Raw genomic sequence first — 17,346 nt, forward strand, 5'->3', positions numbered from 1 at the left:
TAATGGTCGTACAAACGATAGTACCGTTTAAGTCTGATTATTTGTACAGAATAACGGATGATACAGGCATCTTTCAGCATACCAAGTTTGGCGTTCCCGACCGCTCAAAGGGTTATACGACAGATGATAACGCCCGGGCATTAATCGCAGCCGTTTTATTGTACAGCAGCAAGAAGGATTCCGTAACATTAGACCTCATTCATACTTATATTTCCTTCATTCATCACGCACAGAATGCAGACGGAAACTTTAGAAACTTTATGGATTATAACCGCTCCTTCATCGAGGATAGCGGCTCTGAGGATTGTCAAGGACGGACGCTATGGGCACTTGGATTCGCACTCTCCCATGCCTCTTCTCTGCCCGATAATATACTAAATACCTGCCGTTATTTAATCAATCAGGCATTACCGCATATCGAAGCGCTTGGTTCTCCTCGTGCTGGGGCCTATGCCATAATCGGTCTAAGTTACCTGATCGAGACCCCTAATGCTTTAACTTACTCCTTTCCCTACCCCCATACGCCAAGCACCAAGGAAGAGAAAGCGTTCCTGCCCAGAATATTCATTATCAATCTGATCGATACGATAGCAACAAGATTACACAATCAATACTCTAACAATAAGGGGAACGGTTGGAATTGGTTTGAAGACAGCCTAACCTACGGAAATTCAATGCTTCCATGGGCGCTGCTCAAAGCATTCCGTATTTCAGATCGAGTTAGTTTCAGGGAAACGGCTAAGGAAAGCTTGGATTTTCTAGCATCCAAAACCTTCTCTAAAGAAGGCTATTACAAGCCAATTGGCAGCCATGGCTGGCTGCTTCGAGACGGAAAATCCGCTCCCTATGATGAACAGCCGATTGAAGCTTGTGAGATGCTTCTCGCATGTAAGGAGGCCGCGAATGTGCTCCAAGACGCCGCTTATCTGAAACAAGCAGACTTATGCTATGAATGGTATGTCGGACATAATTCATTGGGAATCCCTCTAATTGATCCTCATACCGGGGCTTGCTATGACGGCATCCATTCCGCAGGGCTGAACCTTAATCAAGGCTCGGAGAGTATCATTTCCTTCTCTATTGCCCATTTGGTGATTCATCATGAATAAATTTGCTACGATCCTTGCGGGCGGAGGCGGAACCCGCTTCTGGCCGCTGTCTAGACAAGAGGTTCCGAAGCAGCTTCTGAATATTAGCGGAAACGATATTATGTTGAACGATACGATCGAACGATTCAAAGGCATTATCCCTCAGGAGAATACAGTAATCGTTACGAATCGTTCGCAAGCCGTTTTGCTGGAGAGCATTATGCATAGCAGTGTGTTGAAACACAATATCTTGATCGAGCCGGCCGCGCGAAACACGGCTGCCAGCATCCTTTTCGCGGCATTATCTATCGAGAAATCCCACGGTGATTCTTTGATGGTCGTATTGCCTTCCGATCATTATATAACGGATGAAGAGCAGTTCCGACTTACACTAGATGAAGCCTGTACGGTTGCAATGGAGACGGACAAGATCGTAACGATCGGCATTAAACCGACATTCCCTTCCACCGGCTACGGCTATATCGCTTATAATCAACATCCGATTGCTTCGAATCCTGTGGCCATATACGATGTAGAAGAATTTGTAGAGAAACCGAGCTTCCAGAAAGCACAAGGCTATCTGTCGTCAGGTAATTATCTATGGAATAGCGGGATGTTCATTTGGAAAACATCTGTCATTATTGATAATTACAAGCGTTACCTGCCTAGGCTGTATAAGACGATGCTTCCAATCAGTGAATATCTGGGTACCGAGCAGGAAGAAGAAGTCATTAATAGGATTTATCCGACGCTTCAAAGCATTTCGATTGATTACGGCATCCTTGAGCGCTCCGATGAAGTCATTGTTCTGTCTGGTCAATTTGGCTGGAATGATATTGGCAGCTGGGATGCGCTTGGCGCGATCTTCCCTCCGGATGAATCGGGCAACATTATTAAAGCCAACCACATAGGCATAGATACACGCAATTCGATCATCTATGGGAACGGCAGACTAATTACAACAATAGGCGTAGACGGCTTCATCATTGCGGACACAGGAGATGCGTTATTAATCTGTCCCAAGGAAAAGGCGCAGTCTGTCAAAGAAATCGTTGATCTGCTGAAGGAGAAGGGAATGACCGAATATATTTGATTTCAATAGAATCATCAAAAAGCTCTTCGGGCAATTGAGCCAGGAGAGCTTTTTGACGTCAATTAAGATAATAGAAGGACGAGTATCAAATTACTCTACTCTGATACAAGCCTCTGCCTCATTTAGCATTCTACAGCAGAGTTTAGATTTTTCGTCAAAATACGACATAAAACGATGATTATTATAAGAATTCCACCCATTCTGACCGATAAAAGAGGTGATCCGAAAAATATACATCGTTAAAAAAGGAGCCATAATGACAAAATTAAATTTAAAACACAACCGTCGGACCTTTTCAAGTGTATCACTGAGAGTTAAACTCCCCGTATGGATCAGCCTACTCGTTGTTCTCGTTCTCACCGGATCCAGCATATTTACCTATACGTTTGGGGCCAGAATTGTTCTCATGAAAAGCAAGGATGAAATCAATGCGAATGCAGAACGGATTGGGCAATATTTATTTTCCACTATGCAGCTGGAAGAGCAGAGTCTTTACCTTGTTTCAGGCCATACTGAAATTATGGATTTGCTTAAGCTCAGCAACGGCAAAAATTTATCCGATCAGGACTTCTTCTCTCCTAAAAATGAACTGCAAGTAAAAACGAATGCCATCTTTGCTCAAAGCAAGCTAGGAACCCAAGGCATTGAGGGCATTACACTGATTAATATCCAGGGCAAGGCGATTGCCAGCAGTAGTCCAAGCTCTGTTAAGCTTGATCTCTCTGAACGTGAGTATTTCAAAGTGGCTCTGCGCGGAAAGTTCACCATCAGCGACGCACTCATCTCCAAATCGACAAAAGCCTTAGTTACAGTATTTGCTGAACCCATCAAGGCTGAGGACGGTACCGTGCTTGGCGTATGTGTTTTCACCATTGATAGATCTCTGTTTGTGGATAAGCTGAAAAACATTAAAATTAATGATGAAGGAAGTGTCTTCGTCGTAAGCCGCCAAGGAACGTATATCTATCATTCCACAGTTCCTGGTCTAGTAGGAAAGAAGCTGGATTCGGCATTATTTACAGATATCCTGAAACAAAAAGCATCTGGTGAAATTCTAACGGGGAATATCAAGAACGATAAAACCTATATCCGTTATGCCAAAATCCCAGATGCTGACTGGATGGTTGTCATCGAGGACGACTATGCCGATATTCAAAAACCGTTAGATGTTTTGCTGAATAATATCATTATCGTTACAGCGGTTTCTGTCCTGATCGCAATTGCAGCTGGACTGCTAATATCCAGAGGTATCACGACTCCGATTTCAAGATTAACGGTTCTATTCAAAAATCTCTCTTCCGGAGATTTGACTGTGAGGGCGGATGGAAAGTACTACAGCGAATTTAGAGAATTAGCGGATAGCTTTAATACAATGGCTGCGAAAAACAAAGAGTTGATCGGTCACATGAACACCTCTATCGAGGTGTTGAATACTAGCACAAGCGAGCTAGATCAAACCTCGAAGAGTACCGCTCAATCTCTCCGAGAAACATCGGTGACAACAATGGAAATTGCGAGGGCCATGGAATCTCAATCAAATGAGACCGAACTCATTGTCGGCAAGTTTTATGGATTAGGGGAGCAAATAGCAACAATTAGCCAGACAGCGCAATCCGTAAAAAATCGCTCGGAAGCTATCGTTGAGGTATTCCATACGAGCAATGAAGTGATCGAAAATCTGATAGAAATTAACAATCGGAATGAACAGGAAGTTCAAAAAATTTCTTCTATCACAGCATTACAAGTTGAAAGCTCGAACCATATTCAAGCCATTACAGGGAAGATTGGAGATATTGCCAACCAGACCAACCTGCTCGCTCTGAATGCTTCGATCGAAGCTGCAAGGGCTGGTGAGCATGGAAGAGGATTTGCTGTTGTTGCGGGAGAAATTCGCAAGTTGGCTGAGCAGTCTTCCAAGCAGTCAGCTGAAATCAATGAAATTATCAAACAATCGCTATTGCATGTCAAAGAAAACAACTTGAGCGTCGGTGAAATTCAGACGATAACGTTGAGACAGAATGAGTTCGTCGGCAAAACTCAGCAAGCATTCTCGGTTATTTTGGAGCATGTCAAAGATATTACGATGCAAATTCAGTCAATGGCAAGTGAAGTCACACATATGGCGAAAGATAAAGATGAGGTACTTGAATCAGCCCAAACTCTATCTGCTTCTGGAGAAGAAGTTTCGGCCTCTATCGAAGAGGTAACGGCAACGGTTCAGGATCAATCTTCCATGGTTCAAACACTTGCAGGTATGGTAGAGAGTATAGATAACCTGACCAAGGATCTTGCTAACTGTGCATCACAGTTCAAAGTGAAATAACAAAAAAGGAACCTTAGCGGGGTTTTTGCCACACCATGCATTTGTTAGGGGGGTGCGACAACCCCCTTCTTCTAACATCGGCTCGTTTGGCGGCGCTATTGGATGTTCCACAAACGATACCATAGTTAAGCTTTCTTCGTACCTCTTGTTCCAAATTCTTGAATTTCTGTCTTTACCTTTACTTCTATTGGTATCTCACTAAATGATTCATCCCAATCTTTTTTCACCTTTTTCCACGTCTTGGGATATTTAATACTAAGCTTCTTTCCAAAACCCACTACATCAACCTTAAATTTCTTCTGCGTTTTGGTGAGTGCCCTCTCTGCTGCTTTCTTAATGGATATTTCTATTGCTTGTTCTGCTCTATTAACAAAGTTCGGGTCAAAAGCATTTCCGGGATCAACCCAATCTTCCCGCAACTTTCCTTCTGTCTTAATTTCTACTGTGAAGGAGATCTTACTCCCCTTTACTAGGGGCTTGATTTTAGATGTCATTGACCGAACTTCATATACAATCATCTCGCCACTCTTTGATTCCACACCTTCCATGATTCCCGCGGCTTTCTTTTGTCCCTTCAACCAATTCAATCCTGCAGTCTCCTCCTCTCCTAGCCATCCAATCATCTTTGCAGTCTTTCCTTTAATTACAGCAGCACCGGCAATCTTTGTTTCCTTTTTGGAGGAATCTACCCGCTGAATAACAAAACTGATTTTTCCTGTTATATTTTCCGACATATCGCCCATTTTCATTTCAGGGGACATACTAAAGGAGTTATGGTAATTTTCTGCTAACTCCCTTAGTTCCAAAGCCGGGTTTCTAACGCTTCCCTCTTTTTCAAAAACGTCTCTAGCTTTTCCTTTAGCTATCATTACTCTAATCGATCTTCTCGTTTCTGAATTGCGCATTAGAAAATTGATAATATTATTAAAATCGATGGTCCGTGCCACATCCTCACTGATCACAACTTCTCTCAAATGCTCATAGCTGGGGTAACGCGCTGTACGCGTTGACAATTTGCGTATATTTTCAAAAACAAGGTCACCTTTACTGATGAGATTGATGTAATTTTTCTGTGATTTACCCCCTCCACTTGTAGAAAATTGTTCTGGTATCGCAATATGATGAATCATCATAATTGGATGCTTTCCTCGTATTGTACCTTTCTCTCCTTGTTCTGTTATTCCCTTAGCTGGCTTGTCAAATCCGATACCCAGTACAATCCCGACATCCTCAATCTCCTTTCGATCCCAGCAGCCCATTATGGGAATGAGGAGAAGAAGCCCCAACAATATACAGCTCCTCTTAGCTTTTCTCAATGCCTTTCCTCCTTATCTTGGCGATTAGCCAGAAGCAGGGCGGCATGATACCCGCAACAAACAATGATAGTGTCCATCCGAGAATATCACCAAATTTAAATACATCATTCAAATCGGCAGGAAACATTGCAACCAGATAAATAATGGGCAGAGACGCATAAACGAATGTTTGATGTTTCTTCCGGAAAATCTGACTTAGTCCGAGGGACGAAGTATATTGATAGAGAACAAAAGCAGTGTACATCGATATCACCCAAAGGACGGTAAACAAAGATTCGAATCGTTCAAAGAATCCTCCTGGCAATTCAATGTCCTTGGCTACTGTCATCGTTGGCCAGATCACCGTCTTCAATTCATCTACAGAGATCGTACCGAAAGAGATCACTATGACTAAACCGTACAAGAGGACAACCAGACTAATACCTGCAATTGCAGATTTGACTGCTTTCTGAGGTTCTTTCATGAAAGCAGTTAGAACTAGCATGACTTCGAAACCACTATAAGTAAAGATCGAACTCTTTGTGCCTTTCAATACAGGCATTACTCCATCACCGAGTACCGGACGCATATTATCCAGTTCAAAACTCTGCGAACTGAATACAATAAACGCAATTAAAATAATAATAATAATGGGGAGAAACAGTTCGACAAGACGTGCAATAGGATTTATACCTGCCACCGTGAGATAAGTTGCCACAAACAAAAAGATAATCATTATCACTTCTAGAGGGGTTTTTTCTAATAAGAACATCCGGATTACTTCACCCATAACACGCAGTAGATACCCGGCACAAAGAATGAAATAGACGCTCATTACGATTCCAAAAAACTTGCCCAACAACGGTCCAACTACGATTTGACTGTATTGGTAGAAGGTCTGGTTTGGAAACCGTTGACTTAATTTGACGATTATATATCCAGCCAGTAAGGCGATGAGCCCGCTCAAAATCACGGAGATCCATCCATCGGGAGTTCCGACTTCCTTCGCTATTGCCCGAGGCAATATGAGGATTCCGGTACCGATCATGCTTTTCGATACCATCGCGGTAGTCTGAATCGTTGTGATTTGATCTTTAGGGTTTACAATCATTATGTAAGGGCTCCTTATGCAATCTACTGGCGCTTACGATCTTGCGGTTTGTTCAATTCCGGACGCCACTTCATCATTTTGAGCGGCATTCTTATAATTAGATCCTTCCAATCCCTTGGATTAATGGAGACGAATGGAGACAAATAATTGACCCCAAAACTCTTTAACCGCACAAGATGGACCATGATTAGGATAAAACACAGGATGATCCCGTAAAGACCAAATACAGCAGCTGCCATCATCATCGCAAATCGAAGCATACGGATAGCAATGCCTGCTGCGTACTGCGGAAAGGCAAAGGTAGAAATCGCGGTCAAAGCAACTACAATAACCATGATAGGACTCACAATTGCTGCTTGCACTGCTGCTTGACCAATAACCAAGCCGCCGACTATACCAACTGCTTGCCCAATTGGCTTGGGCAAGCGAAGCCCTGCTTCCCGAAGGATTTCAAGGGTAACTTCCATGATGAGCGCTTCCACGATAGATGGGAAGGGGACCCCTTCTCTTCCTGCAGCGATGGAGATGGCTAGCTTCGTCGGAATTAATCCATGATTATAGGAGATCAATGCAATATAGACGGAAGGAAGGAATAATGCAATGAACGCCGTACCATATCGCATGATGCGGATCAACGAAGCTGGAAGCCATCGATCGTAGTAATCCTCAGGTGAAGTCATCATCATGGAAAATGTGACAGGAACAATCAAAGCTTCCGGGGTCCCGTCAGTCAATAGCGCGATACGTCCCTCCATTAATGCACTCACCACTCGATCCGGGCGCTCTGTATTTTGCACCTGCGGAAACGGGGAGAGATCATTATCTTCAATCAGTTGTTCGATATACCCCGAATCGGGAATCTCATCAATATCGATTCGCTCTATTCTGCTCTTCACTTCATCCACCAGTTCCTGGTTGGTTAATCCTTTGATATAAATCAGGGAAACATTTGTTTGTGAACGGCGTCCAACCTTATAATTAATCATTGTGAAGTTAGAATCTTTGATTCTACGTCGAAGCAGTGCCGTATTATTGCGGATGGTCTCATTAAATCCGTCCCTTGGCCCACGCACAACCGCTTCGGAGACGGGTTCTTCTATCGCTCGACTTTCCCAGCCCATCGTACCAAGGATAAGAACAACGGCCATACCGTCGATGAATAAAGCAGCATTTCCGGACAACACTTCGAGTATACAATCACTCTGGTTGTGAACTTCTTTCACTTCCATGATTGTTATAACAGAATCTGTAATCATATTCTTCAGCTGATCTGCTGAAATGTCGGGATTCTGCTTAAGTACGTCTTGATTCCTCATCAGTGGCTTGATTACTTGTTCGTTTAGAATAGCTTTATCAATCAAACCATCAACATAAACAACAGAGGCTTTCCATTGTGAATCACTTATTATTAATTGGCGGAAAATGACATCCGGACTATGTCCAATGGTTTCTTTCATCATCTGCAGATTAGCCTGTAAACTTTCAGTCAATTGGGAGGCTTCTTGTTGAATTGGTGTCTCTGTCGGCTTTTTTTTCTGCTTTTTCCAATGAAATAACCTAGAAATTCCAAATGGAATAGCGAACGAAATGAAAGCACCCAACCATACATTCAGATTAAGAAAAAACATGATTATTTTGCCGCTCACTAATGATCTCCACCATCTTTTTGAATATTTTAAATGATTGAGTTATTTCTTTCCAACTTCTTATATTATAGTCTTGCCCCTTGGATTAGGGTTTGATTCATAGGGTGTACTGGATTAGACGCCCCCCTCTTACTCGAGTGGCAGTAAGAGAAAGCCAAAAGGCCGCGATGAAAGATTCATCGCAGCCTTTGACATGTCCGGGTTATGATTGTTTATTTGATGGGATTGGTTTTACGCGGTTCTATGCGATTATCGTTCGGTTTCTCCCCGTTTCCTTAGCCCGGTACAAGGCCTTATCCGCCAATTGAAACAGCTCATCGGACGATTCAGCTTGAATGGGAAACTCGGCGATGCCAATGGACACTGTCAGCGGCTTGGAGGTAGGATTATCGCTGTTTTCCATAAACATGCGAATTCTCTCAGCAGCCAAGAAAGCCTCTCTTGCCGCGGTTTCTCTAAGAAGCACAACAAACTCTTCCCCGCCGTAGCGGCAGCATACATCATCAGGTCGAACGAATAAAGCAATCGTTCTGGCAAGCTCCTTAAGCACATCGTCTCCTACTAGATGTCCATAGGTGTCGTTAACTAATTTGAAACGGTCCACATCGATAAGGAGCATCGAGAAGGGAGTTTGATCTTCAATCCATTTGCTGCTGATCAATTCAAACATCCTGCGATTCGTTAATCCGGTTAATGGATCGGTCATGGCCTCGCCCGTTAATTGATCCGTCTGCTTCTGAATAGCCGTCAAAGCCTCGATTATTGCTTTCGTTAACAAATCGGCCTCTCTATTCCAGTGCTGCTTGATCTCCGGAAGCTCTACCTTCTCTCTTCCAACCTTGCTTACCAAATTAGCCAAGCATACGAACGGCTTCGCCAGCCTGCGAGCAAGCCATATAACAAACAGCATCAATAGAGCCAAAGGAGCCAAGGTGAACAACAAAAGTGACTTGATATGTCGGTTCAATTGTTCATTTACGACAGTCATGGGAGTCACGACGATGACTCCCCACCCGTTCTGCGGAACCTTCGTGTACCCCGCGAGCAATTCCTCTCCTAGCAGATTGACATGTCGTTCCTGTCCGCTCTGCCCCTCCACCAACTTGCGCACGATCGGGTTTGCGCTGATATCCTTGCCGATCCGATCTTTGTTCGGATAAAATAACAAGTGCCCATCGGAGCTTACTAAATAGAAATAACTGCCCTTATCGTCTTTTAGATTGTTCCCGAAGATCATATTCAAAATATTGTTCTCCTGCAGGTAAATGGTTCCTCCTATATATCCCTTATATTCGCCGTCCTTGTCGAATAATGGCTCGCTCATAAATACAATGAGCCGTTTGGTATTCGTTGTTATGTAGGGTTGGGAGGTATAGGGCTTCCTCGAAGCCAATGCCTCCTTCGCCGCTTTGGTTGTAATCGACTTGCCTACTGAACCGATGGATGCGGGCGACACGTTCCGGATCTTCCCCTTCTCGTCCACTAAGGCGACAGAATTAAAGTAATTGCTGCTATTACGCATCAATTCCAGTCCGGAATACGCCTCCTCTTTGCTCATGCTTTGGAGATTTGAATAGATGCCTGCGGAATATTGAAGGCTCGCCCGCATTGATTTAAACAAGGAATCGACCGTCTGACTCATATTGCTTGCGCTTGTATAGTTCAATGCAAGCGTTGTATCGATCAATGATTGTTTTTTGGAATGGTAGGAAGCGATCAGAAGCAGGGTCAGCGTCAGTAGAACAGATAGAGTGACCAATCCCGTCAGAAGCGTGGGCAGGCTTACCTTGTTTTTTGCTGTAATTTTTCTCAGGAAAGGCATCTGCCAAAACCCCCGGATGTCATAAAATCAATTTTCCAATCCGCCAATAGGAATGCTTTCCTCACCATGCAGACTTCAATAATCGACTATTCGACGTTTTTTACCAAATCCCTTTTTATTCTCACTGCGCAATGACAATCGTTTGCCATACTCCACCTTCACGCCGATGGATCGCTAAGCTATACAAGAGTCTCATTGGAGCGAACTTCGGCTTACAGAGATAGCGCCCATGCTAGGCGCACACTAAAAAAAGCAGCCAAATCGGCTGCTTAGGTTTAATAAGTTTGGTAGAGTCTAGTGTTGGAGCGCTGGCTTGTACCTGAACACGGTACATGGCACATGGCACGCTCATAGGACGTCGCTTTATTTGAACCGCTGGGCTTGCCTTGAAGGCATAATGGTCAGTTCCGGAATGCTGACATGCTCAGGCTGCTCCAGTGCATAGAGTGCCGCCTCTGCAACATCATCGGGATGTAACGGCAGGACTTTCGAGGCAAACGCGCGAATTTCATCCTCGGAATACCCGGCCACCTGAGAAAATTCCGTTGCCACCGCCCCGGGCTGAATCGTCGTAACTCGAATCCCCTGATCGATTGTCTCCAACCGTAATGCAGACGCTATGGCGTTAACGCCATATTTGGTAGCGCTGTATGGACCTCCTCCGGCAATCACTTCCTTGCCGGCAATGGAGGAGATGATGATGACATCTCCCTTGCCCTGACCTAGCATCGGCGGAAGCCCGTAGTGCAGCGTCAACATTAGACCGTGTACATTCGTCCTATACATCTCCTCCCATCTTTCCAGATCCACTTCTACCAAAGGACTTCGATACCCGAATCCGGCATTGGCGACTACTATATCAAGACGTCCCCAGCGCTTAATCGTTTCATTGATCACATGCTGTACTTCTTCAGCCTTTTGAATATCAGCAGGTACTGCCATAACCTCGTACAATCCCTCTTTATGCAATTCCTGAACCAGCTCATCCAATCGATCCTGTCGACGTGCCACTACAGTCACATAGGCGCCGCGCTTTGCCAGTTTCCTGGCGATCGATGCCCCGATGCCGCTGCTAGCGCCTGTCACCAAGGCCACTTTGCCGATCAGACTCTCCTTGTCATTCCAAGATAGCCCCAAATCATCCAGATTCATTTCGCACCCTCCCGGATTCCAACCTTATTTTGTTAAAAGCACGCGATGAACGCCCTTGCTGCCTCCAGGTGCCGTTCCTATATATAAATATCCGTTATGGCTTGCAGCCGTAGTTACGCCATACAATTTACCTTCCGGATCATGCCAGCTTCCGATAAGCTCTCCCTGCGGACTGAACTCCGCAGCAAGCCCATGCTTCACTGGTGCGCTTGCGCCGTTAAGCAGCGACTGCGGCACTTTGGCCATGGTACTGGCCAACCAAGGGTTGCTATGCATCTGATCTACAAAAGAAAGGCGAGTCGTGAAGATACCGACCCAGAAATGACCTTGCTCATCACGCGTAATGTTGTCTGGGAAGCCTGCGAGATTGTCTGCGAAAATATCAGATGTCCCCTTCTTCGGTCCTTTGAGCCAGTATCTGGTTATCTGATAATGATACGATTCCGCCACAAGTACAAAATCTTCATCCGCGGACAAGGCAACCCCGTTTGCAAAATAGAGGCCTTCTAATAGGACGGTCGTCTTCTTGGTCATTGGATCGTACTTCAGCAAACGTCCATGCGGCTTGTTCTCGGCAATTTCTTTGAAGGTCACTTTGCCATAATCCGAAGTATCGGAGAAATAAATGGAACCATCCTTGGCAATATCAAGCTCGTTAGCCAGATAGATCGGCTTGCCGTCCACATGATCGGCCAATACCTCTATGTTCCCGGATGGGCTTATAGACAGCAGTCCCTTCTTGACATCAGTAACGATCAAATTGCCATTGGCATCGAATATAAGCCCATTAGGCGTTCCTTTGGTGTCTGCAAACAGTTGGGCTTTTTGCGGATTGCCCTCTGCATCGAAAGGAACCTTATAAATCTTCCCGTCTGAATCTCCAGTATATAGCCGGCCTTCTTTATCGAATGTAATGAATTCCGGGAATTGAGGGGCATCCGTAACAAGCTGAGCCGAGCTGAGTTTGTTGTTCTGTTTCCACGGACCCGCTTCCTCAAAAGACGGAGCCGTCGGTGCGGACCATTTTGCCGGCTTAATTGGTGAAGGCATAAGCAAGAAAATGAGTAAGCCTAGAACGAGCACCGCGAGCAGCGATAGCCCCCATCTGCATATCCTAGCACGCAGTGAGCGTTTAGGACGATTCACGCCTTCAGTAGATTTAACGGAGCGATCTTGTGTATTAGGCATTAGTGTGTCTCCTTTGTCATTTTAGCGAGATTTAGATTTGGACTACAATTTTACCGAAATATTGCTTTCCTTCAGCCAAGAGCGCGAATGCTTCTCCAATGCGATCCAGAGGGAATACACGGTCGATGACGGGATGTAAACCATGATGGGCAATCGCTCGATTCATCTTTTCAAAGTGATCCCGGTTGCCGACTTGACTGCCGCGAACAGTTGCGGCTTTCTGCAGGATGCTGGAGACATCGTATTCCGGAATGGTTAAGCCCGATAAGAACCCGACCATACTCACGGTCCCTCCAGTGCGAAGCGCATTTATGGATTTCCCCATCGTTGCCGCTCCTCCGACATCCAGAACATGATCAACTCCGCCAGTCAACTCTAACGCTGCCTTATCCCAATCGGGAACTTCCGAATAGTTTATCGTTTGCCATGCGCCAAGAGCTTTTGCTCGTTCCAGCTTGTCGTTGCTGCTCGACGTGATGATGACTCGGGCTCCAGCCATAAGCGAGAATTGAAGACCGAAGATGGAGACACCGCCTGTTCCTTGCAGCAGCACGGTATCGCCCGCTTGCAAACCACCGTATTCGATTAGCATGCTCCATGCGGTTAATGCCGCGATCGGCAAGGTGGAAGCCTCCTCATAAGTGAGGTGATCGGGAATAGGGACGACTCCGTCTTCATGCAGAACGACATACTCGGCTGCAACTCCGTTCAACGGACCTCCCAGACTTTCTTCTAACACCCCTGGTCTTGGGTTGCCGCCAATGAAGCGCTGTTGAAAATTACCCGCTACTCGGTGTCCGACCTGAAACCTTGTTACTCCTTGGCCAACAGCTACAATTTCTCCCGCTCCGTCTGATAATGGAATGAAGGGGAATTTGACTTCGATCGGCATTAATCCGCTGATGACCACTAGATCCCGGTAATTGAGAGAAGCTGCCCTCATGCGGATCAGCACCTCTTTAGGTCCTGGTGTTGGTATATCGAGTTCCGTCATGGTTAATTCCTCAAAGCCGAAGCCGTTTTTCAGTTGTATAGTTTTCATTTAATTGTCCTCCCTGCGAGATCAGATTGATTACCTGGATTTTTATTATTGCTGTTGTATCCTTCACGCGGACGAAGCATGCTTCCAACAAGCCGAAGACCTTGCTTTCGTGTAATGAAACGCGATAACTGCGCCCCTAGATAATTCTGCACACCCGGAACGACATACACTTTCCCTTCCTTCAGCGCGCGAAGTGCAACCTCTACGACTCTCTCTGGCGTGTCTTTCTTTCCGACGGAGGCTTCTTCCGCTCCTACGACATTAAAGAAACTGGTGTCCGTCGAACCGGGACAAAGTGCAAAGAATTTGATGCCGCGGTTGCGGTTTTCAAACCATAACGCTTGAGTAAACGACAGGACGAAAGCTTTCGTTGCCCCATATACGGCCATATAGGGAAGTGGTTGAAATCCGGCGGTTGAAGCAACATTGATAACTGCACCTGAGCTTCTGCGCAACATGTCCGGCAAGAACAAGTGGGTCATATCTACAACAGCGGCGACATTGAGCATAACCTCTTCATGTTGCCGCTCACCTGACACTTCTTCAAACAAACCATGTGTAGCAAAGCCTGCATTGTTGATCAGCATTTCAATATCCACTTTCAAAAGTCGACATTTCTGATATAACTCGCTGGGAGCGCCCTCTTTCGAAAGATCCATAGAGATAACCTCAGCTTTGATGCCATGCATCTTTCTGAGTTCTGATGCCAGACTCTCAAGCTTGCTCTCCGATCGGGCGACGAGTACCAAATGGCTGCCTTGTTTGGCTAGTTGTCGCGCGAATTGCTCTCCAATACCGGAAGAAGCTCCCGTGACGAGCGCCCATTTCCCTTGCATTGTCATAACACTACTCTCCTTTTAGATACTGTGTTATACTATAGAAACACCGTTACCAAATGACCAAAAATAAAACCTGCATTCCTAACTCCTAAGAAAGTTAAGCGTCATCGCAGTTGGTAACAGTGTTACTCTCGGGATTCATTGTAACCCCGCAATTTTAGAATGTCAATATTATTTTTGAACACCCAACGTCTCTTTGACAACTGCCTAACATCTGTATAAAATTCCTGATAAGAGAGCAAGAAACTTTGTTTCCTGACGAAAATATGATAACCGAAGGTGATGATTATGAGCGATCAAGATATCTCCTCCAATGCGAACACACGAAAGTTGAAAACTTACCAAGAAGCTCGCTTGCAAAATACTGAAAATCTCCGCAAGCTCGTTGTTGATGCTGCGGCAACGCTCTTACAAGAAGAGGGCCCGGAAGCCGTTACGGTGCGTAAAGTAGCGCAGAAAATGGATTGCTCGACAAAAATCATTTATAACTTGTTTGTTAATAAAGAGGGCTTGGCTCAGCAGTTGTATCTGGATGGTTGTAAGCTTCTCGCTAATGAATTCGAGGGGACGCCGCAAGCTGCTGATCCGGCACAGCAAATGCTGAATTTCGGAGAAACCTTTTGGCAATTCGGGCAGCGTTACTCCAGCTATTATAAGCTGATGTTCGGAGGAGCCTTCGCAGATTTCAAACCGGACGAGGAAAGCATGCATGGCACCGCAACAGCCATGCGTCAATTATTGACCGTGATTGGCAATGCGAAAGAGCAAGGACTGATTCCCGACCCGTATGACACGGAATCCGTTATACGTATATTCTGGGCCTCCCTCCACGGCGTTATTCATCTTTATATGGGTGGACATTTGGGAGATGTACAATCGGCCCATGCGGTATACAGGCAAACGTTGTCTTTGATTGTCAGCTCGTTGTTACCAGATCGCAGCACCTAAAGGGGATCACAATCCACCCCGGGCGCATTAAAAAAGGGACAGTGGCCATATCGGCACTGTCCCTTTGCATTACGTTTGCCCACTATATGGTCAGCTATTCTGACGAGAAGCAATGACATTTCGTCAGTAGTCGTATTTATTTCTTTGACATTTTTCCCACTTCAAACACATACTTCTTCAGATAATCCTCTACGGTTATCTTCCTGCAAAGCTCTGCTATCAGATCATAAGGAATGCTAGCTATCTTTTTAAAACGTATACATCCCTTTCCCATATCAAGCTTCGTTGTTACATGCTTCGGATACTCCTCCTGGAACCACGCTAAAATAGCTGGAGAACCATAAATCCCCATATGGTATAGAGCAATAAAGTTCTTCTGGGAAGCTATGCTCATGAATGGGAGAGGTTCCTTAGGATTGGCATGATAGCCTGACGGATAAATACGATGGGGGACGACATAACCAATCATTCCGTAGGCTATTGTTTCTTCAAAACCTTCCGGCAAATTCCCCTTGATCGTTGTTCTTAGCCTCTCCATAGCTTCCTGCCTGTCTTCGGGCAATTGACTGATGTATCCTTCTGGACTATTTGCTTCGTACTTCATCTAATATCCCTCCATTTTGTGTCACTTAGTTCATTCTCTACTTCCTTCAAAAAAGAAAGCACAGCAGCATTCATCTGCCCTAGCCCCGGCTGTTCAATTGGAAAATGGCCAGCGCCCTCTAAAATCACAATTTCCTTTTTACCTTTTATATGATCAAAAAACGGCTTACTGAAACGGTACGGAGTCATAGGGTCAATTTCAGGATGAACGAGTAATACCGGACAAACATCAAAATTTTCAGGTTTTATTACGGGTTGCATATTTAAAAACGTTCTTAATAAGCGTAAAGGGATTTTCGTGCCTGCCGCATGAGTATCTTTAATAATGAGTTTGGTCATTTCAACATTGTTCGTAATCAATTGCATGCGAGATACATGATTAACAGAGATAGGTAAGGGATCTAAGAAAAGAGGGAATTTGTCCATAAAAAATTTACCTAACCGACTAATGAGTTTGTTAGGAGCTAATTGATCACGAACTTCCGATTTACTCGTATCAACAAATGTCGTTGCAATTAACCCTTTAACTCGCTTACTCTGTACGGCCGTGTGATAGGCTAACATGCCTCCAATACTGCTGCCCAGCAAGATAATAGGTTTGCCGTCCCGATTCATTTCCCGATCGATTATCTCAGTAAGTATGTCAATCCAAAGCTGATAATCCAACGTTTTTTTCGACTTCGACTTCGACTTCATATAACTTAAACCATAGGGCGGTAGATCTGGCGACACTACTTCATAACCGTATTTTTGCAGCATTCGTGCATAAGGAGCTAACAATCTGCCATTGCCGCCAGCACCATGAATGAAAACAATTTTTAATTTTGCATGCTCAACAGGCATACGATCTAGATGAATATGAACATTGTTCCAGGTCAACCATTCTTCTACTGGTAAATGATTTTCATTGATCTGCATTTCTTCAGGAAAAAACTTCTGATATTGTTTCCAATAAACGACTGATTCATTATAGGTTGAAATATTATTCATGACTGTTCCGTTCCTTTCTCCCTAAGGGGAGGTCTCATCCCAGTTCGCAACAACAATTGCACCGTTACCAATCCCCCTCCGGCAAAAATATTGAAAGGATAGGTTGTAAAACCATCCATCCGATGATTAGCACCATTTTACCGCAAACTATGCTGTTTGTGCACGAAATCATCCCGAGCTTGCAGGCCAAACCATTTAAGTACAGT

The 17,346-nt window shown here is 44.8% G+C and carries 14 protein-coding genes; 4 read left to right on the forward strand and 10 right to left on the reverse strand.

The genetic code is table 11. From position 1 onward, the window contains the following. The first annotated feature begins 2 nt into the window (after positions 1 to 2). From EKN16_RS18355 to EKN16_RS18365, 3 genes are all read left to right on the forward strand, one after another. Positions 3 to 1,109: a glycosyltransferase gene (locus EKN16_RS18355; RefSeq protein ID WP_125660355.1), complete on the forward strand. Its 1,107-nt coding sequence runs from the start codon at positions 3 to 5 to the stop codon at positions 1,107 to 1,109. Further along, entirely contained in the window at positions 1,102 to 2,181 is a 1,080-nt protein-coding gene (locus EKN16_RS18360) for a mannose-1-phosphate guanylyltransferase (RefSeq protein ID WP_125660358.1), read from the forward strand. Before EKN16_RS18355 ends, EKN16_RS18360 begins: the two co-directional genes overlap by 8 nt. Positions 2,182 to 2,437: 256 nt before the next feature. After that, the gene (locus tag EKN16_RS18365; RefSeq protein WP_125660361.1) at positions 2,438 to 4,504 is read left to right on the forward strand and encodes a methyl-accepting chemotaxis protein; all 2,067 of its coding nucleotides are present in this window, start codon (positions 2,438 to 2,440) and stop codon (positions 4,502 to 4,504) included. Between the two features lie 125 nt (positions 4,505 to 4,629). Here EKN16_RS18365 and EKN16_RS18370 read toward each other — a convergent pair whose 3' ends face one another. The 8 genes from EKN16_RS18370 to EKN16_RS18405 all read right to left on the reverse strand — a co-directional run bounded on the left by EKN16_RS18370 (position 4,630) and on the right by EKN16_RS18405 (position 14,602). After that, complete coding sequence (locus EKN16_RS18370) at positions 4,630 to 5,820, reverse strand: Ger(x)C family spore germination protein (RefSeq protein WP_125660364.1); 1,191 nt, start codon at positions 5,818 to 5,820, stop codon at positions 4,630 to 4,632. Then, positions 5,807 to 6,910, reverse strand: coding sequence for a GerAB/ArcD/ProY family transporter (locus EKN16_RS18375; protein WP_125660367.1), 1,104 nt, complete (start codon positions 6,908 to 6,910; stop codon positions 5,807 to 5,809). The genes EKN16_RS18370 and EKN16_RS18375 overlap by 14 nt, the downstream gene beginning before the upstream one ends. 23 nt (positions 6,911 to 6,933) lie before the next feature. After that, the gene (locus tag EKN16_RS18380; protein ID WP_375782096.1) at positions 6,934 to 8,475 is read right to left on the reverse strand and encodes a spore germination protein; all 1,542 of its coding nucleotides are present in this window, start codon (positions 8,473 to 8,475) and stop codon (positions 6,934 to 6,936) included. 322 nt (positions 8,476 to 8,797) lie between these two features. After that, positions 8,798 to 10,378, reverse strand: a complete 1,581-nt coding sequence (locus EKN16_RS18385; RefSeq protein ID WP_125660379.1) for a sensor domain-containing diguanylate cyclase — start codon at positions 10,376 to 10,378, stop codon at positions 8,798 to 8,800. A 363-nt stretch (positions 10,379 to 10,741) separates the two neighbouring features. After that, complete coding sequence (locus EKN16_RS18390; RefSeq protein ID WP_125660381.1) at positions 10,742 to 11,530, reverse strand: SDR family oxidoreductase; 789 nt, start codon at positions 11,528 to 11,530, stop codon at positions 10,742 to 10,744. A 24-nt stretch (positions 11,531 to 11,554) separates the two neighbouring features. Continuing rightward, positions 11,555 to 12,718, reverse strand: a complete 1,164-nt coding sequence (locus EKN16_RS18395) for an SMP-30/gluconolactonase/LRE family protein (protein ID WP_125660383.1) — start codon at positions 12,716 to 12,718, stop codon at positions 11,555 to 11,557. Positions 12,719 to 12,749: 31 nt separating this feature from the next. Next, entirely contained in the window at positions 12,750 to 13,760 is a 1,011-nt protein-coding gene (locus EKN16_RS18400; protein WP_125660385.1) for a zinc-dependent alcohol dehydrogenase family protein, read from the reverse strand. Further along, on the reverse strand, positions 13,757 to 14,602 hold the full coding sequence (locus EKN16_RS18405) for an SDR family NAD(P)-dependent oxidoreductase (RefSeq protein WP_125660387.1): 846 nt from the start codon (positions 14,600 to 14,602) through the stop codon (positions 13,757 to 13,759). Before EKN16_RS18405 ends, EKN16_RS18400 begins: the two co-directional genes overlap by 4 nt. Positions 14,603 to 14,887: 285 nt before the next feature. On the opposite strand from EKN16_RS18405, the gene EKN16_RS18410 reads away from it, so the two are divergent. Then, a complete protein-coding gene (locus EKN16_RS18410; protein ID WP_125660389.1) occupies positions 14,888 to 15,547 on the forward strand; it encodes a TetR/AcrR family transcriptional regulator in 660 nt (219 codons plus the stop codon). A 136-nt stretch (positions 15,548 to 15,683) separates the two neighbouring features. On the opposite strand, the gene EKN16_RS18415 is transcribed toward EKN16_RS18410, so the two are convergent. Then, positions 15,684 to 16,151, reverse strand: coding sequence for a DUF1801 domain-containing protein (locus EKN16_RS18415; protein ID WP_125660392.1), 468 nt, complete (start codon positions 16,149 to 16,151; stop codon positions 15,684 to 15,686). Continuing rightward, positions 16,148 to 17,140, reverse strand: a complete 993-nt coding sequence (locus EKN16_RS18420; RefSeq protein ID WP_125660395.1) for an alpha/beta hydrolase — start codon at positions 17,138 to 17,140, stop codon at positions 16,148 to 16,150. Before EKN16_RS18420 ends, EKN16_RS18415 begins: the two co-directional genes overlap by 4 nt. Positions 17,141 to 17,346 lie beyond the last annotated feature (206 nt).

The sequence above is a fragment of the Paenibacillus baekrokdamisoli genome (assembly GCF_003945345.1).
Taxonomy (GTDB): Bacteria; Bacillota; Bacilli; order Paenibacillales; family Paenibacillaceae; genus Paenibacillus_Z; species Paenibacillus_Z baekrokdamisoli.